Source organism: Streptomyces sp. NPDC058534 (genome assembly GCF_042717365.1).
Lineage (GTDB): Bacteria > Actinomycetota > Actinomycetes > Streptomycetales > Streptomycetaceae > Streptomyces.
The window spans coordinates 54,211-79,676 of record NZ_JBHXNW010000028.1; the positions used below are offsets into that span (position 1 = coordinate 54,211).

The window sequence follows — 25,466 nt, forward strand, 5'->3', positions numbered from 1 at the left end:
GGGGGGCGCCGATCACAGCTTCCTCACCTGGCGCCTTACCCCTCCAGCTCCACCCGCACCGTGAGCAGCCCCGTCCCGACGCCCATCGCGCGTACCGCCAGGCTGTTGAAGCGGGGGAGGCGGCGCAGGCGGGCGAGTGGGTCGTCGTCGGGGAGGAGGTGGGCCGTTCCCGGGTGCCAGCGGCCCCGGACGCGCACCCGGACGCGCGGGTCGGCGCGGATGTTGCGGACGTACTGGGACCGCTCGCCGAATTCCGAGACCAGCCAGAAGTCGTCGCCGACCCGGCGTCCGCCGACCGGTGTGCGGCGGGGGAGGCCGGAGACGCGGCCGGTGGTCTCCAGGAGGGTCTGGCCGGGCAGCCGGCGCACGACGGTGTTGAGGCGGCGCTGGAAGGCCGTGACGGCCCGGTACTTCTTCTCGGCTTTGGGTGTCTCGTCTTTGGGCGGCTTCTCGGCATTGGACGACATCGACATCGTTCGTTCACGCTCCCGTCCTCTTGTGTCTCCATGCTGCCGGAAAACCTCAGGGGGACGGGCGGGGCATGGCGGATGGACGGGTGGTGTGTGGGTGTGCGCGTGGTGACGTGGAACGTGTGGTGGCGGTTCGGGGCGTGGGCCGAGCGGCAGAAGGCGATCCTCGCCGTGCTGCGGGAGCTGCGGCCCGATGTGGTCGGGCTTCAGGAGGTGTGGGCCGACGCCGACGGGGAGAACCTCGCCGGGTGGCTGGCGCGGGAACTCGGCCTGCACTGGGCCTGGGCGCCCTCGCCCGCACCCGAGCGGTGGCAGCGGCGGATCGGGGACGGCTCGGTCGGTATCGGCACCGGGGTGCTCAGCCGCTGGCCCGTCGTGGAGCGCGCGGTGCTGCGGCTGCCGGCCCCCGACGAGGTCGGCGACGGGCGGCTGGCGTTCCACGTCCGGCTGGACGCGCCCGGTCACCAGGTGCCCTTCTTCACCGTCCACCTCAACTCGGGTCCCGGAGCGTTCGAGACGCGGCGCGCACAGGTGGCGGCCCTCGTGGACTTCGTCGCCGCGCACCGGCACGGCACCGGCTTCCCGGCCGTCGTCACCGGTGACTTCAACGCCCGCCCCGAATCCCCGGAGGTGCGCCTGCTGCGGACGGCTCGGCTCCACGACGCCTGGGAGCACGCCGGCCCCGGCCTGCCGTCCGGCACCTGGGGCCCGGGGGACCCCGACGGACCGGGCGGGCTGAGCGCGCGGATCGACCACGTGCACGTGGGCCCGCCCGGACCCCCGGGGGGGGGGGCGCGGGCCCGGGGGGGGCCGGGCGGCGGCCCCCCCCCCCCGCGGGGCGCGGCCCCCCCCCCACCCGCGGGGTCCCGGCGGGGCCGGGGCGGTACGGCGGGCCGGCGACCGCCCCGTCGACGGGGTCCGGCCCTCCGACCACGCGGCGGTCGTCGCCGACCTCGACGACGGAGGCGCGGCTACCGTCCCAGGAAGACCGGGTTCGTGAAGGCCGCCAGCGCTCCCGGCAGTGGGCCCAGCGCCGCCTCGTGCCGCACCTCCGCCCGTACGTACGCCGCGTACGAGGCGGTCGTCCGCCACTCCACGACGCCCGCGCCGGACACCGGCAGCGGATCGCCGGTGAAGAGGACGCCCTGGTCGGTGACGAGGCGCACCGTGCAGCGCGGGGCGCCGGTCACCTCCAGGCGGACGGTGACCGGGGTGTCGCCGTCCACGCGCAGTCGCTCGCCGATACCGGCGTGCTCGCCCCGGCCGCCGGACGCGGTGAAGGCCAGCGACAACCGCGACGACTCGGCGACGTAGGACCGCCCGGCCCGGATGCCCTCCTGGATCGCGTCCCGGGTCAGGTCGTCGGTGAGGACGACGGTCTGCGGGCGGCCGATCACGTCGGGGGAGCGGTGGGAGTCGCTGCTGCCCATCGCCGGGATCCAGCCCCGGCCGCCGTCCCGCACGGACGCGACCAGCATGCCGTCCCAGTCGGCCAGCGCCACCTCGTCGTCGGGTGTGTAGGCGCCGTTCCACACCTCGACCGCGTCGGCCTCGCCGAAGCCGAACTTCCAGTTGCAGCCGATGCAGGTGGCGTGGGGGTGGGCCGGGACGACCAGACCGCCGGCGCGGCGGATCTGCCGGGCGAAACGGCCGAAGCGGTTGTCCCGGGCCCGGTAGCGCCAGTCGACGAAGGTGCCGGGGTCGGTGCCGAGGGCGACGACGTGGCCGTTGCGGGTCGTCACCTCCTCGCCGAGCAGGATCAGCAGGTCGTCCCCGGCGAGCTCCGCCCAGTGCGCGTGTGCCGAGTGGGTGTTGTGCTCGGAGGAGTTGATGAAGTCCAGACCCGCCGCACGGGCCAGCTCCGCGATCTCGGCGAGGGTGTAGCGGCCGTCGGAGTACTCGGAGTGCAGGTGGCAGTCGCCCCGGTACCAGGCGCGGCCCCGGCCCCGGGCCCGCTCGGGCGGGTACACCGGCCGGGGGGTCTCGTCCTGCTCGCCGTACGTCAGCGTGATCGTGATCTCGTACGACAGGCCCTGCGGGGCGACCGTGTACGGGCCGAGGGCGACGTGCCAGGTGCCGGGCCGGATCCGCCCCGGGAGGTACCCGGGAGTCGCGTCGTCCGCCCGGACGAAGAACTCGGTGCGCGCCCCGCCCGACCAGCCCCGGAAGCCCCGGCCGCCCAGCTCGGTGCCGCGCTCGTCGAAGAGGCCGATGTCGAGGGCGTTGCCCTGGGTGCCGGCCGGGAGGGTGGGGCGGTCGTAGGTGTAGGCGACGTGTATCTCGCGCACCCCGGCCGGGACTTCGACGGGTACGTACACGAAGTCGGGCGAGCCGGTGGGCAGGGTGCCGCGCACCGTTCGCTTCCGCTGTTCCCGCGGTGCCGCTGAGGCGAAGCTCACGCTTCCCAACGTAAGCGCGGCGGCGGCTCCCGTCACGAACATCGCGCGTCTGCCGATCCCGGCGTGGTCGTCCTCGCACATGCTGCTGCTCCCTGTGTCGTCACGGTCATGACATCGGTGGTGCAGGGGTCGTGCGTGCAACCCTCGTATTGAGCCGTGAACTCCCGTGCAAGGAAAGGGGTTGGGGGCATTGAGGGCGGGGAACCGCGCGGTGGGGCCGGCGGGACGGGAAACCCGTCCTGATCACGGCGCTCGTATGCTCGAAGGATGACGACTTCCGCGACCTCCGGAACCGGACCCGCCGACCCGGCCGGCCCCACCGAGAACTCCCTGCGTCGCGCCCTCAAACGCGCCCGGGACGGCGTCGCCCTGGACGTGTCCGAGGCCGCCGTGCTGCTCCAGGCGCGCGGCGGGCACCTCGACGCCCTCACCGCGTCCGCCGCCCGGGTCCGGGACGCGGGCCTGGAGGCGGCCGGGCGGCCCGGCGTCATCACGTACTCGAAGAGCGTCTTCGTCCCGCTGACCCGGCTGTGCCGGGACAAGTGCCACTACTGCACGTTCGTCACCGTCCCCGGCAAGCTGCGCCGAGCGGGGCACGGGATGTTCATGTCGCCGGACGAGGTGCTCGACATCGCGCGCAAGGGCGCCGCCCTCGGCTGCAAGGAAGCCCTCATCACCCTGGGCGACAAGCCCGAGGACCGCTGGCCGGAGGCCCGGGAGTGGCTGGACGCGCACGGGTACGACGACACGATCGCGTACGTCCGCGCCATCTCGATCCGCATCCTGGAGGAGACGGGCCTGCTCCCGCACCTCAACCCCGGCGTGATGTCCTGGACGGACTTCCAGCGGCTCAAGCCGGTGGCGCCGTCCATGGGCATGATGCTGGAGACGACGGCGACCCGGCTGTGGTCCGAGCCCGGCGGCCCGCACCACGGCTCCCCGGACAAGGAGCCGGCCGTGCGGCTGCGCGTCCTGGAGGACGCCGGACGTTCCTCGGTCCCCTTCACCTCGGGCCTGCTCATCGGCATCGGTGAGACGTACGAGGAGCGCGCGGAGTCGCTGTTCGCGCTGCGGAAGGTCTCCCGCGCCTACCACGGCATCCAGGAACTGATCATCCAGAACTTCCGCGCCAAGCCCGACACGGCGATGCGCGGCATGCCGGACGCGGAGCTGGACGAGCTGGTCGCCACGGTGGCCGTCGCCCGGCACATCATGGGCCCCGCCGCCTGTCTCCAGGCCCCGCCGAACCTGGTGGACGCCGAGTACGAGCGGCTGATCGGCGCCGGCATCGACGACTGGGGCGGGGTCTCCCCGCTCACCATCGACCACGTCAACCCGGAGCGGCCCTGGCCGCAGATCGAAGAACTCGCCGAGAAGTCCCGCACGGCCGGCTTCGAACTTCGGGAACGTCTCTGTGTCTACCCGGAGTTCGTCCAGCGCGGCGAGCCCTGGCTGGACCCGCGGCTGCGCCCGCACGTGGCGGCCCTCGCCGACCCGGCGACCGGCCTGGCGCTCCCGAATGCGCCGGTCGAGGGGCGTCCGTGGCAGGAGCCGGACGAGGCGTTCACCGCGACCGGCCGCACCGACCTGCACACCACCATCGACACCGAGGGCCGTACGTCGGACCGCCGCGACGACTTCGACGAGGTGTACGGCGACTGGGGCGCCCTGCGCGAGGCCGCCGCGCCCGGCATGGTCCCCGAGCGCATCGACACCGACGTGCGCGCCGCGCTCGCCACGGCGGCCGACGACCCGACGCGGCTGACGGACGCCGAGGCGCTGGCCCTGCTGCACGCCGACGGTCCGGCGCTGGACGCCCTGTGCAAGGTGGCCGACGACGTACGCAAGTCCGTGACGGGTGAAGACGTGACGTACATCGTCACGCGGAACATCAACTTCACCAACGTCTGCTACACCGGCTGCCGTTTCTGCGCCTTCGCCCAGCGCCGCACCGACGCCGACGCGTACACGCTCTCCCTGGACCAGGTCGCCGACCGCGCCGAGCAGGCGTGGGACGTGGGCGCGGTCGAGGTCTGCATGCAGGGCGGCATCCACCCGGACCTGCCGGGCACGGCGTACTTCGACATCGCGAGGGCGGTGAAGGCCCGGGTTCCCGGCATGCACGTGCACGCGTTCTCGCCGATGGAGGTCGTCAACGGCGCGACGCGCACGGGGATGTCGATCCGCGAGTGGCTGAGCGAGGCCAAGGAGGCGGGCCTGGACTCGATCCCGGGCACGGCGGCGGAGATCCTGGACGACGAGGTGCGCTGGATCCTGACCAAGGGCAAGCTGCCGGCGGCCACCTGGATCGAGGTGATCGAGACGGCCCACGAGCTGGGCCTGCGCTCCTCCTCGACCATGATGTACGGCCACGTCGACCAGCCCCGGCACTGGCTGGGCCACCTGCGCACCCTGGCCGGCATCCAGCAGCGCACGGGCGGCTTCACGGAGTTCGTGACGCTCCCCTTCATCCACACCAACGCGCCGGTGTACCTGGCGGGCATCGCGCGGCCCGGTCCGACGGTCCGCGACAACCGCGCGGTGACGGCGATGGCCCGGCTCCTCCTCCACCCGCACATCCCCAACATCCAGACAAGCTGGGTCAAACTGGGCACGGAGGGTGCGGCGGAGATGCTCCGCTCCGGCGCCAACGACGTCGGCGGCACCCTCATGGAGGAGACGATCTCGCGCATGGCGGGCTCCTCCTACGGGTCGTACAAGTCGGTCAAGGACCTGATCGCGGTCGCGGACGCGGCGGGCCGCCCGGCGAAGCCCCGGACCACGCTGTACGGGCCGGTGCCCGAGGAGCGGCAGCGGGCGGCGCGGGAGTCGGACGGGCATCTGCCGGAGCTGCTGCCGCTGCTGGACTGAGGCGCGGGCGGGCGGGGGCCCGGCGGGCGCGCAGTACGATGATCGGGCCCCCGGGAGTGTCGGGGTTCTCGTAGCTGAGGTCTCGTAGCTGAGGAGATGCGTGCCCGTGCCTGCCCGACTTCCCTCATGGGCGTGGGTCTCCGGTCTGACCGTGGGCGCGATCGCGGGGGTCACCTTCCTGGCCGTGCAGGCGGACCAGGGGCCCCACCCCACCGCCGCGGCGACCGAGCCGGCCCCCACGGCGTCCGCGGGCAAGGACCCGTCGCCGAAGGAGACCGTGCCGGCCCGGGTGCCGGACGGCTCCGGCACCGGGCGACGGGTCGTGTACTCGCTCGACCAGAAGCGGGTCTGGCTGGTCGACGCCGGCGACGCGACCCGGCGGACGTTCACGGTGTGGCCCGGCACGGTCGACCCCGACCCGGGCACCTACACCGTCAGCAGCCGCGCGGAGGGTGCCACGACCGGCTCCGACGGGGTGCAGATCGAGCAGATCGTCTACTTCGCCCAGGAGGACGGCGTCTCGGTCGCCTTCTCCAACGCCGTCGACGGCTCCTCGCCGCCCCCGCCCGCCTCCGGCGCGAAGACGGGCGGCATACGGCTCCACAAGGCCGACTCCACGGCCGTCTGGGGCTTCGCGACGACCGGCACGAAGGTCACGGTCGTCGGCTAGTCTCGCCCCCGCCGAACGGCAGGTGGGCGACGATCAGCACGAGTCCGCTCAGCAGGAGCACCCGCAGCGCAGCGTCCAGCCCGTTCCAGTCCGCCGACTGCCACATCGCGAACCACTCCCCGCCGATCGCCATGAACCCGACGCCGAAGAGCAGCACGAGCATCAGCGTGCCGTACGTGGTCATGCGCCGCGCGCTCCCCTCGTCCCGGCGTATCCACAGCCAGGTCGCGTAGATCAGCACGAGCGCGGCGACCGTCTCCCAGACGATGATCGCGACATAGGCGGTGTCCTGAACGCCCGTACTCGTGATTGCCCGCCACATCAGGTCGTCGTCCTTGAACGTCGTGTCCATCGCGAGAACATGCCGCACGAACTGCTGGTTGCTGTCGAAGTCGGTGATGTTCCCGAGCGCCACGAGAGCGATGTAGAGGGCGAGGAACGCGGTGAGCACGGTGGCTGCGAGAGGGAGGGTGGTGCGTGGGATGTTGGCCATGGCAGCACTATCCCCAAGCCGGGAGCGCCGCGAGCAGGCAGGTCCGGGAACGTGATCTCTTCGAAGCGTGACCTCGCCGAACCGCCGGGTCGGGAAATCCTGTTGGCGGACCGCGTCGGCGACTGCTACGTTTCCGACGGCCGTGCGAGAGAACGAGGAGGTGGTACCCGTGAACGTATCGACATGGGTGCTCTCCTCCGGGGACACGGTCGGGCGATAGGTCGTCCGGGAGCGCCGTTCAGCAGCACTCCCGAAAGGCACGATCATGGCCCTTCACTTCACTTCCGAACAGCGCCTCGCCGACGGCGTCCTCGAACGCGGATTCACCCTCGGCGAGATCCCCGGCATCCTGTGGACGCCCGCATCCGCGTCCGCGTCCGCACCTGTGCCGCTGATCCTGCTCGGCCACCCCCCGCTCGGACTGCACAAGATGTACCCCCGACTGGTGGCGCGGGCCCAGCACGTCGCGGCGGACGGCTTCGCCGCGGCCACCATCGAGCTCCCCGGGAGCGGTGACCGGCCCCGTTGGGCCGCCGCCGAGCAGGCCCGCGCCGACCTGCGCCGGGCTATGGAAGCCGACGAGCCGGTCAGCGACGAGATCATCGACGCCCTCATCCTCCCGCTCGTCGACAAGGCGGTCCCGGAATGGCAGGCCGCCCTTGACGCCCTCCTGTCGCTGCCCAAGATCGGCGGCCCGGTCGGGTACTCGGGGGGAGTGATCTCCATCGGCGTTCGCCTTGCGGTGGTCGAGCCGCGCATCGTGGCCGCCGGTTTCTTCGCCGGGAGTTTCGTGCCTCGCGCCATGTTCGAGGAGGCCCGCCAGGTCACCATTCCGCTGCACGTCCTGCTGCAGTGGGACGACGAAGGCAACGACCGGCAGGCAGCCCTGGACCTGTTCGACGCCTTCGGCTCCAAGGAGAAGTCCCTGCACGCCAATATGGGCGGGCACACCGGCGTCCCGCAGTTCGCGGGGGAGGACGCGGCCCAGTTCTTCAGGCGGCGTCTGAGGTAGCCGCCGGCCACCCCGGGGCCACCCCGGGGCCACCCCGGGGCTACGCCGGCCGGCCGGTGAACGCCACGAAGTCCGCCCAGGGGGCGTCCGCGAATGCCAGGCGGGCGCCCTCCCTGCTCTTGGAGTCGCGGACGTGGACGGTGGCGTCGGCCGGGGCTATCGCCACTTCGACGCAATCGGGGCCGTCGTTGCTGCTGTAGCTGCTCTTGAACCACTCCAGGGCGGAGGTCATGTCTCTTCTCCCATGACTTTCTCGATGAAGGTCAGTGACTCACGAGGCGTGAGGGCCTGCGCCCGGATCATTCCATAGCGCATTTCCAGGACTTGGACATCCCGGGGATCACTGACGAGGCGGCTGTGCAACTGGGCCTCCAGGTGTCCGAGTGTCTTGCCGTCCCGGAGTTTCAGCAGGCGGAGCGACCCCGCCATCCCCGCGTGATCCTCACGGGCCGTCGGCATCACCTGGATCTCGACGTGCCTCAACCTCCCGACCTCCAACAGGTGTTCGAGTTGCTGACGGAGCACCATTCTGCCCCCGAGCGGGCGCCGTAGCGTCACCTCTTCCTGGACAAAGGTGAGCTGGGCGCGGGGAATCCGGTCGAACACGGTCTTCCGCGCCATGCGGGCGGAGACGTAGCGGTCGACCTCTTCCTCCGTGAAGGCCGGGCGGCGCATCGCGTACAACGAGCGTGCGTACTCGGGCGTCTGGAGCAGCCCGTGGATGTGGTGACCCGCGTACGCGCCCAGCTCGACCGCCTCGTCCTCCAGCCTCGCCAGGTCCCGGACCTTCTTCGGGTAGCGGGCCTTCTCCACGTCCTCTTTCATGGTCGCGAGCTTGCCGCCCGCGCCCAGTACCTCATCGGCCTTGTCCAGGAAGTCCGGCTTGGGTACGCGCCGTCCACGCTCGACCGACGACACCATGTCCTCGCCGTAACCGATGGCGGCACCCAGTTCCGCCTGCCGCATCCCGGCGGCCTCGCGCCACATCTTGATCTGCCGCCCGACCGCCTTGAGTACCGCCGCGGTCTCCTCGTCCTCCACGTCTTCCCCTCCCGACGTACGACCCGTACGACCACGGCGGGCACCCGGACGGTCACGCTCGGTACCGAGGTCGTGGCTGTTCAGAGTAGGGACAGGCAAGCACGCTGGGTGACGTGAATCCGAAATTGGACCTACGAATCACCTCTGGCACGCGGCAGTTCGCCATCCAGTTGTCCGCGACGCGAAGAGGTGCCCGGCTCGCGCGGCTGCTCGTGGAGCGCCAACTAGACGACTGGGGCGTGCCGTCCGAGGGTGCGGCGCAGGTCGTGGCCGAGCTGGCGTCGAACGCCGTACTGCACGGGCGCGTGCCGGGGCGGGACTTCCGGCTGACACTGCGGCTGGCGGCCGACGGCACCCTCCGTATCGAGGTGACGGACGCCCGGGGTGACCGGGTCCCGCGTATCGCGGAGCCGGGTGTGGAAGGCGGGCGTGGGCTGCTCATCGTGGCGGCGTACGCGGACCGTTGGGGCGTCGACGCGGGACCGGCTCCCAACAAGACCGTCTGGGCCGAACTGTCACGGACAGGGGCCTACGCGGCGGTCAGGCAGAGCGCTGCCGCGTTCAGGGCCAAGTAGCCCACCGGGAAGGCGATGTTGTGGAAGACGCGTGCGCGGACGTGCGCGGCGACCGCGCCGATGAAGAAGAGGACGAGACCGACTCCCGCGGCGATGCCGAGGGGCTCGGCGCCCAGCAGGCCGGCGAGGAGTCCGGCGGCTCCGGCGAGCTTGAGGCCGGCCAGCCACGGGATCCACGACGCGGGGACCCCCACCTCGGCCGAGTTGGCGAGTACGAACCGGGCCCGCAGCAGGTCCGCGACGGCGATCCCGGCATCGGCGACGATCGCGACGACGGTGACGGCCACGTAGGCGGTGAACACAGTCTCTCTCCTTCCAGTCCTTTCCCTGGATCCAGCCTCACCGCTGCCTGCCGCGACGTCCAATACCTGCGGCTATAACCTGGCGGCATGGATGTCGACACCCGGTTGCTGCGGTACTTCGCAGCCGTGGCGGAGGAAGGGACCCTGACCAGGGCCGCCCAGCGGCTGTACGTCTCCCAGCCCGCGCTGACCAAGCAGATCCGGCAGCTGGAGGCCGGGCTCGGCGTGGAGCTGTTCGCGCGGTCGCGGACCGGCATGACGCTCACCGCGCCGGGGCGGGCGCTGGCCGAGCGGGTGCCCGCCCTGCTGGCCGGGTGGGAGGGGGCACTGCGGGAGACGAGGTCCGCGGCGAGCCGGGCGGCCCGCGTGCTGCGGGTCGGGTTCCTCGCCAGCGCCGCCAACGAGGCGACACAGCCGATCATCGCGGACTTCGCCCGGCGCCGGCCGGGCTGGAGGGCCGAGATGCGGCAGGCCGCCTGGTCGAACCCGTCCGCCGGACTCGCCGACGCGGACGTGGACGTCGCCCTGGTGCGGCTGCCGTTCCCGGGTCAGGAAGCGCTGCGGGTGGTGGAGTTGTTCAGCGAGCCCCGCTGCGTGGCGCTCCCCGAGTCACATCCCCTGGCCGGACGCGAGACGATCGATTTCCGTGATCTGTGGGACGAACCCTTCGTGGCGGCCCCGCCCGAGACGGGCCCCTGGCGCGAGCACTGGCTGGCCGCCGACGAGCGCGACGGCCACCCGGTGCGCGTCGGCGCGGTCACCGAGCAGCCGGACGACTGGCTCACCGCGATCGCCAGCGGATACGGCGTCGCCCTCGCCCCCGAATCCGCGGCCCGCTTCTACACCCGCCCCGGCGTCGTCTACCGTCCCGTCGGCTCAGTGAGCCCCAGCAGGGTCGGGGTCGCCTGGGCCCCCGCCGACGACGACAACCCCGTCGTCCAGGACTTCGTGCGCTGCTGCCGGGAGACGTGCGTCGTGACGTGAACGTTTCCACACCGTTCCGGCCCTGAACCGACCCTCTCCCTTCGAATACAGTGCTGGACGTCGTACGTACGGACCAAGTCGATGCCGAGGGGAGGTCCAGGTGGGCGCGACAGCCGGTGCCGTCTGGGGGCGTGCCGAGCAGCAGGACTTCCGCAGCCGGGTACGCGGGGCGCTGCTCGGGGTGGCCGTCGGGGACGCGTTCGGCGCGCCCGTCGACGGGCTGGACCTCGACGGGATCCGGGAGGCGCACGGCGCGGAGGGGCTGACGGACCTGGCCCCCGCCTACGGCCGGCGCGGCGCGGTCACCCACCTCACCCAGCTCACCCTGTTCTCCGTGGACGGGCTGATCCGCGCCCAGGTACGGCGGGACACCGGCGCCTGGCATCCGCCGACCGACCTGCACCGGGCCTACCGGCGCTGGGCCGCCACCCAGCGTGACTGGGGGCCCGACCTGCGGCGCAAGGACGACGGCTGGCTGGCCCACGAGGAGTGGCTGTACGTCCGCCGGGACGCCCCGCGCGCGCTGCTGCTCGGCCTCGGGGACGAGACCATGGGCACGCCGGAGGCGCCCAAGAACCCCGGCGAGCGCGGGCCCGAGGCGGCCGCCCGGTCGGCGCCCTTCGGTCTCCTGGTGGGCTGGGAGCCGCAGCTGGTCGCCCAGCTCGCCGTGGAGTGCGCGGCGCAGACCCACGGCCACCCCACCGGGTACCTCGCGGCGGGCGCGTACGCCGTGATCGTGCACGGGCTGGCCCGCGGGGAGAGCCTGGACGCCGCCGTGCAGCGCGGGCTCGCCCTGCTCGCCGCCCGGCCGGGGCACCAGCCCGTGGCGGAGGCCCTCCAGCACGCGCTGGGCGCGGTACGGCAGGGGCTGCCGACCCCGGCGCGGGTGACCGAGCTGATCGGCGAGGGCACGGCGGAGGGGCTGGTCGCCGCCGCGGTGTACTGCGCCCTCGTCGGCGAGGACGTACGGCACGGGCTGCGGCTCGCCGTCAACCACGGCGGCCCCTCCGCCGCGACCGGCGCCCTCACCGGCGGCCTGCTCGGCGCGCTGCACGGCGAGACCGCTCTGCCCCCGGCCTGGCTGGCCGAGCTGGAGGGCCGGGCGACCCTCCTGGAACTGGCCGACGACTTCGCCATGGAGATGACCCAGGGCCCCGCCCTGCACGGCCCGGCCGGCTCGTCCCCGGGCTGGCTGACCCGCTACCCGCGCGGCTAGGGCCCACAGGGCTCGGCGCCGCTAGCGTGGGCGGCATGGGTATCAGCATTCACACCACCGTCCTCCCGCACGACGACCCGGACGCGTCCGTGGCCTTCTACCGCGACGTCCTCGGCTTCGAGGTCCGCCAGGACGTGGGGCAGGGCACGATGCGCTGGATCACCGTCGGGCCGCCCGACCAGCCGGACATCTCGCTGCTGCTGTCACCGCCCGCCGTCGACCCCGGCATCACCGAGACCGAGCGCCGCACCATCGCCGAGATGATGGCCAAGGGCACCTACGGGTGGCTCCTGCTGGCCACCAAGGACCTCGACGGCACCTTCGACAAGCTGCGCGCCGGGAACGCCGAGATCGTCCAGGAGCCGACCGAGCAGCCGTACGGCATCCGCGACTGCGCCTTCCGCGACCCGGCCGGCAACCAGATCCGCATCCAGGAACTGCGCTGACCCGACCGCACCCCGACCGCACCCCGACCGGTGCCCGTCGTCGCGGGTATCGGCCGGGGCGCGGTCGGCGCCGGGCTAGTCGCTCACCCTGCTGCGGGCCACCGCGTCGTCCGCCCCGCCCGCGGGCGCTGGGACCGCGGCCGCCGCGCCGGCGGCGTCATCGTCGCCGTCGGTGTTGACGCGCTCGATGACCGCCAGCCGCTCCGGAGTGTCCTCCGGCCTCAGGTAGCCGATCACGATGTACAGGACCAGCGAGACCGCCAGCGGGATGGAGACCTGGTACTCCAGCGGCACCCCGCCCTCGACGTTCCAGCTGATCGGGTAGTTGACCAGCCAGAAGGCGAGCAGCCCCAGCGCCCAGCTGGTGAGCGCGGCGGTCGGTCCCGAGCGGCGGAAGGGCCGCAGCAGACCGAGCATCATCGGGATCGCGATCGGGCCCATCAGCCCGGCGACCCACTTGATGACCACCGTGATGATGTCCTTGAACGTCGGCGAGTCGACCTGCGTCGCCACCGCCATCGAAAGACCGAGGAAGATCACCGTCGTCAGCCGCGCCGCGAGCAGCCCGGACCGCTGCCCCCAGGCCCGCGCCCGCGACGACAGCACCGGTGCCACGTCCCGGGTGAACACGGCCGCGATGGCGTTGGCGTCCGAGGAGCACATGGCCATGGTGTGCGAGAAGAAGCCGACGATGACCAGGCCGAGCAGTCCGTGCGGCAGCAACTGCTCGGTCATCAGGGCGTACGAGTCGGAACCGTCCGGCTTCTGCGACTCCACCAGCAGCGGCGACATCCACATGGGGAAGAACAGCACCAGCGGCCAGACCAGCCACAGCACCGCCGACAGCCGCGCCGACCGGGTGGCCTCGTGGGCGTTGCGGGTGGCCATGTAGCGCTGGGCCTGGTTGAGCATGCCGCCGTTGTACTCGAAGAGCTTGATGAAGAGGAAGGCCAGCAGGAACACCGTGCCGTACGGGCCGACCAGCGGCTTTCCGTGGCCCTGGAGGGCGGGCTCGTCCCAGACGCCGAAGAAGCCGCCGTACTCGCCGAGCTTCATGACCACGGCCACGAACATCGCGATGCCGGCCAGCAGCTGGATGATGAACTGGCCCAGCTCGGTCAGCGCGTCCGCCCACAGGCCGCCGATCGTGCAGTAGATGCCCGTGATGACGCCGGTGATCAGGATGCCCTGGTTGAGGGTGATGCCGGTGAAGACGGACAGGAGTGTGGCGATGGCCGCCCACTTCGCGGCCACGTCCACGATCTTCAGCAGCATGCCGGACCAGGCCAGCGCCTGCTGGGTGGGCAGGTTGTACCGGTTCTTCAGGTACTCCAGCGGCGAGGCCACGTGCAGCCGTGAGCGCAGCCGGTTGATGCGCGGCGCGAACAGCTTGGAGCCGATGGCGATGCCGAGCGCGATGGGGAACGACCACGTCACGAACGAGGTGACGCCGTAGGTGTAGGCGATGCCGGCGTAGCCGGTGAACATCACCGCGCTGTAGCCGGACATGTGGTGCGAGATGCCGGACAGCCACCAGGGCATCTTGCCACCGGCCGTGAAGAAGTCGCTGACGTCGTCCACGCGTTTGTGCGACCAGACGCCGATCGCCACCATGACGGCGAAGTAGCCGATGAGCACGGACCAGTCGAGACCGTTCATGTGCCCCCTTCCGGGGTCCGCCTTGTGAACTCCGCTCAGCTGGCTGGCACTTCGCACGAGCGGGGTAGGGGCGAGGCAGAGCGAGGCAGAGCGCGAAGTGCCCGCTCATCGTGGTTGCGCCGACGCGGGCACGACAAGGAAGGGGAGGGTCAAGAGGAAGTAAAAAAGTTCGGCTTACTGACCTCGGTTCATCTACGTGAACAGCTTCCGCTGTTCCCGCGGGGCTACCTCAGCTCCTCCGGGCATGGTGTGCCCCGCTTGAGCCCGTACGGCGACGACAGCCGGTACGTGCCCGCCTCGGGGGCGACGAGCGTCGTCCACACGTCGCCCTCGGCGGTCTCCTCCGTCTCCGTCAGACAGCCGTTGACGTTGTCGTACGTCTTCGGCGTGCCCTCCGGGCCGTTCTTGGAGGCCTCCGTCTCCTGGGGCGGCTCGAGCTTCTTGCCCTCGGCGTCGACGAGGCTCAGCCACGGCGAGTACGGCATCCGGATCAGGATGCGGCCGGGCCGCCGCACGTCGATCACCCACTCGTCCTGCTCGGCCCGCTGGACGACCGCGTCGGGCTCCGCCAGCGGCGTCGGGTCGGTCACCTGGAACAACTGCCAGTTGGCGTCCCCCCAGACCTGCTTCAGGTACGGCAGACCCCGCTGCAAGAGCTCCCGCTCGCGTTTGCCGCCGTCGCCGTCCGGTTCACCCTTGGGCAGCACCACGTAGTGCACGGCCCATCGCTTCAGCCACTCGTGGTAGTTCGCCGAGTTGAGCGTGTCGTCGTAGAAGAGCGGGTTGCGCTCCATGTCGGCCTGGCGGGTCCAGCCGCGGGCCAGGTTCACGTACGGCGCGAGCGCCGACGCCTCCCGGTGGGAGCGCGCGGGTACGGCCTCCACCCGGCCCTTCTCCGCACCGACCTCGTTCAACTCGTTGATGAGCGGCGCCAGCTCCCGCGCCCACGAGGCGGCCGGCGTGGTGTGGATGATGTCGTCGGCCGACTTGAAGCCGATCCAGCCGACGAAGCCGACGAGCGAGACCACCAGCGCGTACCACTTGCGCGACTTCGGCACCGTGAACGGCAGCGCCGCCACCAGCGCCACCCCGGCGAAGAGCATCGCCAGACGCGTGATGTTGGAGCCGATCTGCGAGCTGATCACCCAGACCAGCAGCACGGACAGGCCGTAGACCGCCGACGTGATCCGCACCGTCTTCCAGGTGCTCGGCACGAACGCGTAGACCAGGCCCGCGTACAGGATCGGCAGGACCGCCGAGCCGAAGGCCATCGGCTGGGTGCCGGAGAAGGGGAACAGCCAGGCCGACAGCCCCACGACCGCGCTCGGCGCCAGACCCAGCGCCCACGCACCCGGCCGCCGCTTCTGGAGGAACAGCGCGACCGCCACCAGACCCACGAACAGGCCCGAGACCGGCGAGGCCATCGTGGACAGAGCGGCCAGCGGCGCGGCGCACAGGCCCTTGGCCCAGCGCTCGTACCGCCAGCGGTGCGGCCAGCAGAACACCGCGGCGACCGCGCCGAGACCGAACATCATGCCGAGACCGAACGTCACCCGCCCCGACGCGGCGTTGCCCAGCAGCCCGAACAGGCCCGCCAGCGAGGCCCACAGCGGATTGCGCACCACCCGGCTGCGGATCAGGATCATCGTCAGCAGACCCGCCGACAGCGTGCCCGCGATCATCATCGTGGTCCGCACGCCGAGCAGCGACATCAGATACGGCGAGACCACGCTGTACGACACCGGGTGCATGCCGCCGTACCAGGCGAGGTTGTACGCCGAGTCCGGGTGCCGGCCGACGAACTCCGCCCACGCGTCCTGGGCCGCGAGGTCGCCGCCACTGTTCGCGAACGTGAAGAACCAGACTATGTGGAGGACGCCGGCCAGGACGGTCACGGACAGCACGGGGTGGCGCAGCATGCGCTCACGCACGGCGTGGAACGCGGTGTTCATCGCGGACGGCGCCTGCGGACGGTCGCCGTCGGGCGCTTCCGGTGCGGTGCGTTCCTGTGCGGTGCTTTCCGGTGCGGTGCGTTCCGGGTCACGGCCGTCGCCCTCCCCGCGCGGCGCGGGTACGCGTGGTCGCGGGCCGGCTCCCGGGCCCGAATCGGCGTTGTCGGCGCGTGTCGGCTCCGCAGTGGCCACCTGAAGGCACTCCCCGTGTCCCGTCTTCTGCTTTGGGCCGTGTCCCGTTCCGGCGACCGGCGACTGCCCCGTTTCGTGACGCTAGCACGCACGCCCGCACCGTGGCTTCCTCACTTTCGGCGCCCCACGCGAACGCCCCCGCGGCCGGTCGGCCACGGGGGCGCGGGGGCGTCGGCCGAGCCCAGGTCGGGCCCGACGTCAGCCCACGCGGGTGAGCTTGTCCGTGAAGCCGGGCTCGGCGAGGTCGTCCTGCAGAGCGACCGGCACCTTCACCGCGCCGCTGCTGCCGCCGTCGCCGACCGCGAGGGTGCCGACCTTCGTCCCGGCCTTCGCCGTGTGCGGCACCTCGTCCGCCTTGAACGTCAGTTTCACGGTCAGCCCGGCCCAGCCGACCGCCTTGACGTCCTGCGTGGCGACGACCGGCGTACGGCCGCCGAGACCGTCGTCGACGTACCCGACGACGCTGCCCTTCTTCACGATCGTCGACGACTCCAGGGTGTCCTGCGCGGCCCGGATCAGCTTGTCGCTGGAGTCCAGCGCGGCACCGAGGATGGTGTTGTCCGCGCCGCCCGCCGGCTGGCGCACCACGGCTCCGACGATGGTCCGGGTCTCGCCGTCGACGTCCTTCTTCGCCGCGAAGACGAGGTTGCCGAGCGCGGAGGTGGTGGTGCCGGTCTTGATGCCGACGACGTCGTTGTGGCCGACCAGGTGGTTCCAGTTGGAGTGGTTCACGCCCTTGTAGTCGTCGTAGGACATCATCGCCGCGACCTCGCGGAACGCGGGCTCCGTCATCGCCGCCTTGGCCAGCTTCACCTGGTCCACGGCGGTGCTCACGGTGGTGTTGTTCAGGCCCGACGGGTCGGTGTACGTGGTGTTGGTCATGCCGAGGTCCTTCGCGGCGGCGTTCATCTTCTCCACGAACGCCTTCTCGGACCCCGCGTCCCAGCGGGCGAGCAGCCGCGCCACGTTGTTCGCGGACGCGATCAGAATGCTCTCCAGCGCCTCACGCTGCGAGATCGAGTCGCCCTCGAACACGTTGACCGTCGACTCCTGGCCCGCCTGCGACTGGTCCTCCGCGGCCTGGTCGATCTTGATGTCCGGCCCTTCGGCGCCGCTCTTGAGCGGGTGGTCGCGCAGGATGACGTACGCGGTCATGACCTTGGCCACGCTCGCGATCGGTACGGGCTTCTGGTCGCCGGACGAGCCGAACGTGCCGATGCCCTGCACGTCGAGCGCGGCCTGCCCGCTGGACGGCCAGGGGATGTCCGGCTTGCCGCCCTCGAACGTGAAGCTGTCCTTGGCCGTGAGGTCCAGGGTGGGTGCGGGCAGCGGGCGCATCGACTGCGCCACCGCGAAGACGATCAGCAGCAGGACGACCAGCGGCGTCCAGATCTTGACCCGGCGCACCGTCGTCCGCAGCGGGGTCTCCGGGGGCGGCGGGGTGTTCGTCAGCTCCGCCAGCAGGTCCAGCGGCGGCTTCGGCGGCAGCGGCTGCTGTGTCGTCCGCTCGGGCCCGACCTGCGGTACGGCGGCGGTGGCGGCGGTACGGGGGGCCTGCGGCGCCTTGGGGGGCTCGGACGGGGCCTTCGGTGCCTTCGGGGGCTCCGGGGGCTCCGGCGGCCTGCGCGTCGACGGCTCGTCCAGGTGGCGCAGCGCCACGAACTTGCTGGTCCGCTCGACTTCGCCGGGTTTGTCGCTCTTGTCGCTCTTGTCGCCCAGCTTCAGCATCGTCGTGGGCTGGTCGACGGCGGGATTGGCGGGTCGCTGCGTCTGGAACACGGCGGTGGGCTGGTCGACCGGGCGCTCATCGTCCGAATCCGGCTCCGCATCCGGCTCGGGGTCCGTGTCCGTGTCCGCGCCGGCGTCCGAGGGGGCGTCGTCGGGGTCGCCGTCGTCCTCGGTGCCCTTCGCGGCGTCCTCGGCCTCCTCGGCGTCCTCTGTGGCCTCTGTGGGCTCCTGGGAGTCCAGGCGCGCGTTGGCGGCGGCCCGCTCGTCCGCGGTCGCCACCCAGGCCGCGACGGCGTCCCGCAGACGCCCGTCGCTGGGGGTGGTGTCCCCGGCGTCGTGTTCTTCCTCCGACGTGCCGGACGTATCCGACTTCTCGGACTCTTCCGGCGTATCCGCTTCCTCGGGCACGTCGGGGGCGTCGGCCTCGTCGGCCTCGTCGGCCTCGTCGGCCTCGTCGGCCTCGTCGGCGGACTCCGCCTCCACGGCCGACTCCTCCGCCTCCGTCTCGCGGACCGACAGCACCCGCGTCGCCGTGTCGACGCCCCCGCGGGGGCCCTCGGAGCCGTCGGACCCGGCGGACGCCGAGGACTTCGCGTCCTCCCGCGTCACCGCCAGCCGCGGATCACGCGCCTTGCTCGCCTCGGTCCTGGCTTCGGGAACCGGACCCGCGCTCCCCGACGTCGGTTCTTCCGACGACTCGCGCTGCTTCGACCTGTCGGGGGACTCGCCCGCCACCGATGCCTCCTCCATGCGCCGCACGTACTGTGCGCGCTGCCGATCCCGTACCGAAACCATTTACCAGTGTCCTGTGTACGGGGGGAACCCACGCGGAAGACGAGAACGACATACCTACTGGTTCCACTACGAACCGGTCACGCACCCTCGACAGACCAATGTGAGAGGGGTCACCCTGTCTCTCATCCACGCGGGGAGGCATGGATGGGCAGGAGCCGCAGAACAATTCCGGAGGAGCTTCTGCTGCTGGCACTGGACCCGACCACGGGTACCACTGCGCAGCCGCAGTCGCTCGACCTCGGTCTGGCCGGAGCACAGCTGGTGGAGCTGGCGCTGGCCGGACGGATAGCCCCAGACGGGGATCGTATCGCCGTGGTGGCACCACGGCCGACAGGAGATCCAACACTGGACTGCGCGTTGGAGTTGCTGCGAAGGCGTGGCGCTCCCGTACGGGCGGTCAACTGGATTGGCGGGCCCCGCCTGGGGCTGCGCCAGACCTACCTCTCGCATCTGGAGCGATGCGGCATGGTGCATGCCGTTGAGGGCCAGATGTGCGGGGTGCTGCCGACGACTCGCTACCAGGCGACCGACACGGCGATCAGCAGGGAGATCAAGGCCCGCCTCGACTCGGCGATCCGCACCGGCGTTCCGCCGGACCCGCGGACCGCGGCGCTCGCCGCGCTGGCCCACGCGGTCGGTCTCGGCAAGCACCTCTATCCGGGCAACGAAGGACGCTCGTCGCGGTCCCGCCTGCGGGACCTCATCAGGCACGACCCCATGGGCGGCCTGGTGGCGCACGCGGTGATGGACGTCCAGAACGGCGCGGGGGCCCAGCCACGCCGCGCACCGGCCCCGGCCGGCCGTCAGGCCGCCGGACCGGGTGCCAGGCCGGCCCCGGAACCCGCCCGCGGTGTTCCGGCGCAACCACGCCACGGATCCATGGCGCGTGCGGTGGCCCACTGAGCCGCACCGGGCCGCACCGCACCGCCGTGACGCACACGCAGTACCGCACCGCCGCACCGCCAGTCCCCAAGCCCGGTCACAGGAGCCGCAGGTCCGCGCGGGGCGGCGGGACCGACCGTACGTCCGGCATGCCCGGACGGCGGCACGGCCCGCCGCCCCGCACGGCCATGTGTACGGGTGGCGTCCCGAACTGGCGTGTACGCGGCGCATATAGACCGTTTGCCAGCGGTAGAAACCACCTTGGTGGCAGTCTGCTCAGCAGCAGATACGCAAAGTGGCAAGTATGAGTCACGCAGCCGGAGGTGCACGTCCCGTGGCGTCGAGTGTCAATCCCACCGTAAGGCGGCGTCGGCTGGGCCAGGAGCTGCGCCGGCTCCGTGAGCTCAAGGGCATGACGGCCGAGGAGGTGGCGGAGCGGCTGCTGGTCTCGCAGTCGAAGATCAGCCGCCTGGAGAACGGCCGGCGCAGCATCAGCCAGCGCGACGTCCGCGACCTGTGCGGGGTCTACGAGGTCGAGGACCAGCGGATCGTCGACTCGCTGATGCAGATGGCCAAGGACTCGCGCCAGCAGGGCTGGTGGCACGCCTTCGGGGACATCCCGTACAGCGTCTACATCGGCCTGGAGACCGACGCGGAGTCGCTGCGGACCTACGAACCGCAGATCATCACCGGCCTGTTGCAGACCCGGGCGTACGCCGAGGCGCTCATCCAGGGCGCCCTGCCCGAGACGTCGGTCGCCGACGTCGAGAAACGGGTGCAGGTCCGCATACGGCGCCAGGAACGCATCTCCGCCGACAACAACCCGCTGCGGCTGTGGGTGGTGCTCGACGAGGCCGGCCTGCGCCGCGTGGTGGGCGGCAAGCAGGTGATGCGGGAGCAGTTGGAGCACGTCGCCGAGATGTCGCAGCTGCCGCACATCACCGTGCAGGTGCTGCCGTTCGACGTCGGGGCGCACCCCGGCATCAACGGGCAGTACTCGATCCTGGAGTTCGCCGACGCGGCCGACTCCAGCGTGGTGTACATCGAGGGCGTGACCAGCGACCTGTACCTGGAGAAGGCGCCGGACGTGCAGAAGTACACGGTGATGTACGAGCATCTGCGGGCCCAGGCCCTCAACGTGGAGCAGTCGCGGCAGCTCATCGAGGACGTGGCGAAGGAGTACGCGCGCTGAGGAGGGGCGGATGTTACACCCCTGGCTGGCGGTACTGGAAGGCTCAACTGAATATGCCATCCGGTCGGGTGAATGGCTGCTCCGTACGGCGAGGCCAGCGAGTAGCGTCGATCACGCCAAAGATCAAGCGTCATTGGCGTGAACCACGCTCAGCGACTCACCATCGGAGCAGACATGGCAATTCTTCAGGGCGCCCAGGAATCGTGGACCAAGTCCTCCTACTCCGGGGGGAACGGCGCGTGCGTCGAGGTCAGGTCACCCCTCGTGGCGGCACTCGCCGTCCGTGACTCCAAGGTCCAGGAGGGCCCGGTCCTCGCCTTCCCCGCCGACGCGTGGAACGCGTTCGTGGGCTCGGTCAAGGAGTAACACTCCGAGGAACAACCCCACGCACCGCCCGGCAGTACCGACGGCGGAGCCCTCTCGACCAGTTCGCCGACCTTGCCGAGAGGGCTCTGTCTCACCTCACCTCACCTCACCGGGAACGCGATGTCGCACACCGGGTCCTCGGGACCCGCCGCGTCCCAGTCGGCGAAGTACACCTCGCGGCACGGCCCCGCCACCGTCAGCCCCTGATCGGCGATCCATGCCTCCACCGCCTCGAACGCGGTCAGGATCTGCGGATGCGCCACCTGCGCCTTGGTGATCCGGGTGTAGGCCAGCCGCCCGGCCGGCTCCACCCGCACCCGCGTCCGCCAGGCCCGTCCGCGCTCCTCGCACCACGCCCCGGCCGCCGCCTCGTCGGCCACCGGCACGCACGACTCCGCCGGGCCGTCGCTCTCCATCGACACCTCGGCGTGGTAGACGACGTACGGCGCCGCCGTCACACCCCCGCAGCCGCGGGCCGCCTCCTCCAGTCGCCCCAGCGAGGCGCCGATCCACGCCGGCAGTTCCGCCGCCAGCGTGTGCCGGGTCTCGCTGATCACCACCTGCTCGGGCACGTCCACCGTCTCGACCTCGAACCTCGCGTACATCTCGGAGCTCCTCCCCGACAGTCGTCCACGGAGGTGTTCGGTGAGCGTGCGCTGCCCGGCCACCCGGGCCTCCACTCCCGCCCAGTAGGCGTCGAGCAGAGCGGCGGCCCGGGGCCCGTCCGCGTGGACCACCTCCGCGACCTGCGCGAGCGGCATGTCCAACTGGCGCAGCAGCGCCACCAGCCGGGCGCGTTCCGCCTGGCCGGCGCGGTAGTAGCGGTAGCCGGTGGCCTCGTCCACCCGGGCGGGCACCAGCAGGCCCATCCGGTCGTACAGCCTGAGGGCCTTGGCCGACAGCCGGGCCCTCGCGGCGAACGCCCCGATGGTCAGCAACCCGTCGTCGCGCGCGTCGTCCACGTCGTCATCCTCCGTCACCGGACGGCTGGTCCGCCCGGCGACGAGAACGCTCGGGCCTGACCCAGGGGGAAGGTCAACCGGCCCCCGGGGTTGTTCCGGTCCGTCCGCTCAGCCGGCCAGCCGGGCCTCCACCGCCGCCACGACCTCGGCCGCCTCCGGCTCGGTCTGCGGCGCGAACCGGGCGGCGACCTTGCCGTCCCGCCCGATCAGGAACTTCTCGAAGTTCCAGCGGATGTCCCCGCTGTGCCCCTCGGCGTCGGCGAAGCCGGTCAGCCGGTCGTACAGCGGGTGCCGGCCCTCCCCGTTGACCTCCACCTTCTCGGTCATCGGGAAGGTGACGCCGTACGTCGCCGAGCAGAACTCGGCGATCTCGTCGGAGCCGCCGGGCTCCTGGCCCATGAACTGGTTGCAGGGCACGCCCAGCACCGTGAAGCCCTGCTCCGCGTACCGCTCGTGCAGCCGCTCCAGGCCGGCGTACTGCGGGGTGAGCCCGCACTTGGAGGCCACGTTGACCACCAGTACGACCCGGCCCGCGTACTGGGAGAGGCCGGCGGACCCGCCCTGGAGGGCGTCGATCCCGACGCCGAGGGGGAGGCTTTCGCTGCTGTGCGCGTTCTCTGAGGTCGTCATGAGCGGATGCTAGCCGCGACGGGCGTCACACCCCTCGCCCGCCTCCCCGGCCCCGGCCTCGACGGGCGCTTTCCCGGCTGGCGTTTCGGCGGGCACCGTCCCGGCCGCCGTTTCGACGGGCGCCTTCCCGGCCCCCGCCTCGACCAGCACCTCCCCGGCCGCCGTCCGCGAGTACAGCACCGACCGGCTCGCCCGCCGCCGCTCCACCAGTCCGGCGTCCAGCAGCACCCGCAGGTGCCGGCCGACCGACCCGAGGCCCTGCCCGGTCACCCCCACCAGCTGGCTGGTGCTCATCGGGGAGCCCAGCAGGACCAGCACGCCCGCGCGGGCCGGACCGAGCAGCGCGCCGAGCGCCGCGGGCACCACCCGCGCACCGTCGTCCGCGAGGGCGCCGGCGCACGGGTAGACGACCGCGTACCGCTCCGGTTCCTCCCACGCCACCCAGCCCTGCCGCTGCGGGGTGACGGGCACGAGGACCAGCTCGGCCCCGGACAGGTCGCGCGGCGGGTACGGGTTCAGGTTGATCTGGAGGCGGCTGTCGCCGAGCCAGCGGGTGCCGGGCCGCAGCGCGTCAAGCACCGCCGCCCAGCCGCCCCGGCTGACCCGCGCGGTCCGCGCGATGACATCCGCCTCCAGGACGCGACGGCGCCGCTCCCAGTCGGGCCGTACCGCCTCGGTCCAGACGTGCTCCAGCAGCGCGGCGGCGCGCTCGGGCAGGTCGTCCCGGTCCAGGGCGGCGGGGAGCGTGCCCCCGAGGGACACGGCCAGGTCGGCGCGTGCCTCGTCGGGGCGGGTCGCCCGGACGCGCGCGACGCCCTCCTCGAAGGTCTCGCCCTCGCGCGGGGTGGGGGTGAGGAAGTCGGCGATCCACTCCCGGCCGAGGCCCGAACGGACCAGCAGCGCCGTCACGGGATCGTCCGCGAGCCGGCGCCGGTGCGCGGGCAGCCGGGCGTCGAGCCAGGCCCGTTCGCCCGGGTGCGCGGCCACCCCGGCGTGCAGCAGCTTCAGGCACGCGAAGGTCTCGGCCAGCGGCGAGACGACGAAACGGCTGCGCGCGAGCGTGTCGGCGTTGATCTGCCACCAGCCCATGGGCTCCCCTCCCCGTCCATGGCGTCGGCCCCCTCGGGCCCGGGGGCCTGCCTTGCGTCCGGCGCCGGCTGCCCGTCCGGTGTCCGGGGCTCCCGGGTCCGCTCCGGGTCCGCTCCCGGGGGCGGCCGCTTCCGGCCTCTCGGGCCGCGCCTCGCGTCCGGCCCACCGCGCCGCACGGCCCCGGACGCTTCCTGCCGTACCTTTCGCGTCCACGCGAAACAATACCGAGCCGTCCCGGCGGCGCCCCAGACTCCCCGCATGCCAGACACCCGCCGCAAGAGCTACGCGGACCTCTTCCGCACCCCGGAGTTCAGCCCACTCTTCCTCTCCTCCTCGGCCAACATCGCCGCCCAGACGGTGAGCGGACTGGCGCTCGGCACGCTGGTGTTCCGGGCGACGGGGTCGCCGCTGCTGTCCGCGGTGAGCATGTTCGGCCCGGCGCTGGCCCAGGTGCTGGGCGCCACCCTCTTCCTCTCCGGCGCCGACCGGCTCGCCCCGCGCACCACGCTGGCGGCGCTCTCGCTCGCCTTCGCCGCCGCCACCGCCGCCCTCGCGCTGCCCGGCCTGCCCGTCTGGGCGATGCTCGCCATCGTCCTCGTCGAGGGACTGATCGCCTCCCTCGGCGGCGGCGTCCGCTGGGGCCTGCTGACCGAGATCCTGGCCAAGGACGGCTACCTGACGGGGCGTTCGTTGTTCAACATGATGAGCGGCGTCATGCAGATCGCCGGATACGCGGCCGGCGGCGTCCTGGTGACCCTGCTGTCACCGCGCCTGTGCCTGCTGCTCGCGGCCGGTCTGTACGCCACGGCGGCGGCCCTCGCGCTGCGGCTGACCCGCCGTCCGCCGCGCGCCACCGGCCGCCCCTCCGTGCGCGCCACCTGGCGCGCCAACGCCCTGCTCTGGTCCGCCCGTCCGCGCCGCCACGTGCTGCTGGCCCTGTGGATCCCCAACGGCCTCGTCGTCGGCTGCGAGTCGCTCTACGTCTCCTACGACCCCCGCGCGGCGGGCACGCTGTTCGCCTGCGCCGCGCTGGGCATGCTGGCGGGGGACGTGACGGTCGGCCGGCTGCTCCCGGCCCGGCTCCGTCCGCGGTTCGGCATCCCGCTGCTGGTGCTGCTGGCCGCGCCGTACCTGGCTCTGTTCCTGCGCCCGCCGCTGCCGCTGACGGCCGTACTGGTCGCGCTGGCCTCCGTGGGCTTCGGCGCGAGCCTGGTGCAGCAGGAGCGCCTGGTCGCGCTGACCCCCGACGAACTCTCCGGGCACGTACTCGGACTGCACTCCGCCGGGATGCTCACCATGCAGGGCGTCTCCGCGACCCTGGCCGGCACCGTCGCCCAGTTCACTTCGCCGGCGACGGCGATGACCGTGATGGCGGCGGGCTCGCTCGCGGTGACGCTCACGCTGACGGTCGCGAGCCGGCGCGACGCGGCCGACGGGGGACTGCTGCCCAGGCTTGTCCGGGCGGCGTGAGGAGCCACGCCCGGGGTGCCACTCGGCCTCGATTGGGTTAAGGACCGCCGGGAAGCTCCTGCGCGGCCGG

23 protein-coding genes and 1 pseudogene are annotated in these 25,466 nt (G+C 72.2%); 12 read left to right on the forward strand and 12 right to left on the reverse strand.

What is annotated here, in order from left to right; translation table 11 throughout:
• Window positions 1-35: 35 nt before the first annotated feature.
• Window positions 36-467 (reverse strand): nitroreductase/quinone reductase family protein, encoded by a 432-nt coding sequence (locus ACFWR9_RS18915; protein WP_383843193.1) that lies wholly within the window; start codon window positions 465-467, stop codon window positions 36-38.
• Window positions 468-548: 81 nt separating this feature from the next.
• Here ACFWR9_RS18915 and ACFWR9_RS18920 point away from each other — a divergent pair.
• Window positions 549-1,169: pseudogene (locus tag ACFWR9_RS18920) on the forward strand (endonuclease/exonuclease/phosphatase family protein); the annotation flags it as partial.
• A 272-nt stretch (window positions 1,170-1,441) separates the two neighbouring features.
• Here the strand turns inward: ACFWR9_RS18920 and ACFWR9_RS18925 are convergent.
• On the reverse strand, window positions 1,442-2,950 hold the full coding sequence (locus ACFWR9_RS18925; RefSeq protein ID WP_383843196.1) for a CehA/McbA family metallohydrolase: 1,509 nt from the start codon (window positions 2,948-2,950) through the stop codon (window positions 1,442-1,444).
• A gap of 186 nt (window positions 2,951-3,136) precedes the next feature.
• On the opposite strand from ACFWR9_RS18925, the gene ACFWR9_RS18930 reads away from it, so the two are divergent.
• Window positions 3,137-5,740 carry a bifunctional FO biosynthesis protein CofGH gene (locus tag ACFWR9_RS18930; protein ID WP_383843199.1) on the forward strand — a complete coding sequence of 868 codons (2,604 nt, stop codon included), beginning with the start codon at window positions 3,137-3,139 and terminating at the stop codon, window positions 5,738-5,740.
• 106 nt (window positions 5,741-5,846) lie between these two features.
• Window positions 5,847-6,410, forward strand: coding sequence for a hypothetical protein (locus tag ACFWR9_RS18935; RefSeq protein ID WP_383843202.1), 564 nt, complete (start codon window positions 5,847-5,849; stop codon window positions 6,408-6,410).
• Here the strand turns inward: ACFWR9_RS18935 and ACFWR9_RS18940 are convergent.
• Entirely contained in the window at window positions 6,394-6,903 is a 510-nt protein-coding gene (locus ACFWR9_RS18940; protein WP_383843205.1) for a DUF2165 domain-containing protein, read from the reverse strand. The genes ACFWR9_RS18935 and ACFWR9_RS18940 overlap by 17 nt on opposite strands.
• Window positions 6,904-7,168: 265 nt before the next feature.
• Between ACFWR9_RS18940 and ACFWR9_RS18945 the strand changes: the two genes are divergently transcribed.
• Window positions 7,169-7,915, forward strand: coding sequence for an alpha/beta hydrolase (locus ACFWR9_RS18945; protein ID WP_383843207.1), 747 nt, complete (start codon window positions 7,169-7,171; stop codon window positions 7,913-7,915).
• A gap of 40 nt (window positions 7,916-7,955) precedes the next feature.
• Here ACFWR9_RS18945 and ACFWR9_RS18950 read toward each other — a convergent pair whose 3' ends face one another.
• Window positions 7,956-8,147 carry a DUF397 domain-containing protein gene (locus ACFWR9_RS18950; protein WP_383843209.1) on the reverse strand — a complete coding sequence of 64 codons (192 nt, stop codon included), beginning with the start codon at window positions 8,145-8,147 and terminating at the stop codon, window positions 7,956-7,958.
• Window positions 8,144-8,956, reverse strand: coding sequence for a helix-turn-helix domain-containing protein (locus tag ACFWR9_RS18955; RefSeq protein ID WP_383843212.1), 813 nt, complete (start codon window positions 8,954-8,956; stop codon window positions 8,144-8,146). Before ACFWR9_RS18955 ends, ACFWR9_RS18950 begins: the two co-directional genes overlap by 4 nt.
• A gap of 113 nt (window positions 8,957-9,069) precedes the next feature.
• On the opposite strand from ACFWR9_RS18955, the gene ACFWR9_RS18960 reads away from it, so the two are divergent.
• Window positions 9,070-9,531 (forward strand): ATP-binding protein, encoded by a 462-nt coding sequence (locus ACFWR9_RS18960; protein ID WP_383843215.1) that lies wholly within the window; start codon window positions 9,070-9,072, stop codon window positions 9,529-9,531.
• On the opposite strand, the gene ACFWR9_RS18965 is transcribed toward ACFWR9_RS18960, so the two are convergent.
• Window positions 9,486-9,833: a DoxX family protein gene (locus tag ACFWR9_RS18965; RefSeq protein WP_383843218.1), complete on the reverse strand. Its 348-nt coding sequence runs from the start codon at window positions 9,831-9,833 to the stop codon at window positions 9,486-9,488. The genes ACFWR9_RS18960 and ACFWR9_RS18965 overlap by 46 nt on opposite strands.
• A gap of 87 nt (window positions 9,834-9,920) precedes the next feature.
• Between ACFWR9_RS18965 and ACFWR9_RS18970 the strand changes: the two genes are divergently transcribed.
• The 3 genes from ACFWR9_RS18970 to ACFWR9_RS18980 all read left to right on the forward strand — a co-directional run bounded on the left by ACFWR9_RS18970 (window position 9,921) and on the right by ACFWR9_RS18980 (window position 12,479).
• Entirely contained in the window at window positions 9,921-10,817 is an 897-nt protein-coding gene (locus tag ACFWR9_RS18970; protein ID WP_383843221.1) for a LysR family transcriptional regulator, read from the forward strand.
• A gap of 100 nt (window positions 10,818-10,917) precedes the next feature.
• Window positions 10,918-12,033, forward strand: a complete 1,116-nt coding sequence (locus tag ACFWR9_RS18975; protein WP_383843224.1) for an ADP-ribosylglycohydrolase family protein — start codon at window positions 10,918-10,920, stop codon at window positions 12,031-12,033.
• A gap of 35 nt (window positions 12,034-12,068) precedes the next feature.
• Window positions 12,069-12,479, forward strand: a complete 411-nt coding sequence (locus tag ACFWR9_RS18980; RefSeq protein WP_383843227.1) for a VOC family protein — start codon at window positions 12,069-12,071, stop codon at window positions 12,477-12,479.
• 75 nt (window positions 12,480-12,554) lie between these two features.
• On the opposite strand, the gene ACFWR9_RS18985 is transcribed toward ACFWR9_RS18980, so the two are convergent.
• From ACFWR9_RS18985 to ACFWR9_RS18995, 3 genes are all read right to left on the reverse strand, one after another.
• On the reverse strand, window positions 12,555-14,138 hold the full coding sequence (locus ACFWR9_RS18985; protein WP_383843230.1) for a sodium:solute symporter family protein: 1,584 nt from the start codon (window positions 14,136-14,138) through the stop codon (window positions 12,555-12,557).
• 224 nt (window positions 14,139-14,362) lie between these two features.
• Window positions 14,363-16,282, reverse strand: coding sequence for an MFS transporter (locus ACFWR9_RS18990; RefSeq protein WP_383843233.1), 1,920 nt, complete (start codon window positions 16,280-16,282; stop codon window positions 14,363-14,365).
• Between the two features lie 198 nt (window positions 16,283-16,480).
• Entirely contained in the window at window positions 16,481-18,805 is a 2,325-nt protein-coding gene (locus ACFWR9_RS18995; protein ID WP_383843236.1) for a D-alanyl-D-alanine carboxypeptidase, read from the reverse strand.
• 144 nt (window positions 18,806-18,949) lie between these two features.
• On the opposite strand from ACFWR9_RS18995, the gene ACFWR9_RS19000 reads away from it, so the two are divergent.
• The 3 genes from ACFWR9_RS19000 (at window position 18,950) to ACFWR9_RS19010 (ending at window position 21,245) form a co-directional block, all read left to right on the forward strand.
• Window positions 18,950-19,708: a GPP34 family phosphoprotein gene (locus tag ACFWR9_RS19000; protein WP_383843239.1), complete on the forward strand. Its 759-nt coding sequence runs from the start codon at window positions 18,950-18,952 to the stop codon at window positions 19,706-19,708.
• Between the two features lie 313 nt (window positions 19,709-20,021).
• Entirely contained in the window at window positions 20,022-20,879 is an 858-nt protein-coding gene (locus tag ACFWR9_RS19005) for a helix-turn-helix domain-containing protein (protein ID WP_383843242.1), read from the forward strand.
• A 174-nt stretch (window positions 20,880-21,053) separates the two neighbouring features.
• Window positions 21,054-21,245, forward strand: coding sequence for a DUF397 domain-containing protein (locus ACFWR9_RS19010; protein WP_383843245.1), 192 nt, complete (start codon window positions 21,054-21,056; stop codon window positions 21,243-21,245).
• Between the two features lie 101 nt (window positions 21,246-21,346).
• Here the strand turns inward: ACFWR9_RS19010 and ACFWR9_RS19015 are convergent, their stop codons facing one another.
• The 3 genes from ACFWR9_RS19015 to ACFWR9_RS19025 form a co-directional block, all read right to left on the reverse strand.
• Window positions 21,347-22,225, reverse strand: a complete 879-nt coding sequence (locus ACFWR9_RS19015; RefSeq protein ID WP_383843248.1) for a MerR family transcriptional regulator — start codon at window positions 22,223-22,225, stop codon at window positions 21,347-21,349.
• A gap of 90 nt (window positions 22,226-22,315) precedes the next feature.
• On the reverse strand, window positions 22,316-22,837 hold the full coding sequence (locus ACFWR9_RS19020; RefSeq protein ID WP_383843251.1) for a glutathione peroxidase: 522 nt from the start codon (window positions 22,835-22,837) through the stop codon (window positions 22,316-22,318).
• Window positions 22,838-22,846: 9 nt separating this feature from the next.
• The gene (locus ACFWR9_RS19025; protein ID WP_383843254.1) at window positions 22,847-23,926 is read right to left on the reverse strand and encodes an ArsR family transcriptional regulator; all 1,080 of its coding nucleotides are present in this window, start codon (window positions 23,924-23,926) and stop codon (window positions 22,847-22,849) included.
• Window positions 23,927-24,184: 258 nt separating this feature from the next.
• Between ACFWR9_RS19025 and ACFWR9_RS19030 the strand changes: the two genes are divergently transcribed.
• Window positions 24,185-25,396 carry an MFS transporter gene (locus ACFWR9_RS19030; RefSeq protein ID WP_383843257.1) on the forward strand — a complete coding sequence of 404 codons (1,212 nt, stop codon included), beginning with the start codon at window positions 24,185-24,187 and terminating at the stop codon, window positions 25,394-25,396.
• Window positions 25,397-25,466: the final 70 nt, after the last annotated feature.